The following is a 368-nucleotide window of genomic DNA, read 5'->3' on the forward strand; positions in this document are numbered from 1 at the left end:
CACAGCCACCTCATGGACCCCATCCTCGACGAACTCCGCAATGTCCTGACCGAACTACAACCGACCACCCCACACATCCCGCTGTACTCCACCGTCACCGCCACCCGCAGCACCAACACCCCACTCGACGCCGACTACTGGTGCGACAACGTCCGCCACCCCGTCCGCTTCGCCGACACCACCCGCGAACTCATCCACGCGGGCCACCGCGTCTTCCTCGAAATCGGCCCACATCCCGTCCTCGCCGCCAACATCCGCGAAATCCTACGCACCGCAGGCGAAACCGGCACCACCATCGCCACCCTCAACCGCAAACAACACGACACCGACAGCATCCGCAAAACCCTCGCCGACCTCTACGCCGCCGG

The 368-nt window shown here is 65.2% G+C and carries 1 protein-coding gene; it reads left to right on the top strand.

What is annotated here, in order from left to right:
- Positions 1–12 precede the first annotated feature (12 nt).
- A partial coding sequence (locus tag ACL02S_RS24270) for an acyltransferase domain-containing protein (protein ID WP_412804809.1) occupies positions 13–368 on the top strand: 356 nt, incomplete at its 3' end.

It is taken from the genome of Nocardia spongicola (genome assembly GCF_047200775.1).
GTDB lineage: Bacteria > Actinomycetota > Actinomycetes > Mycobacteriales > Mycobacteriaceae > Nocardia.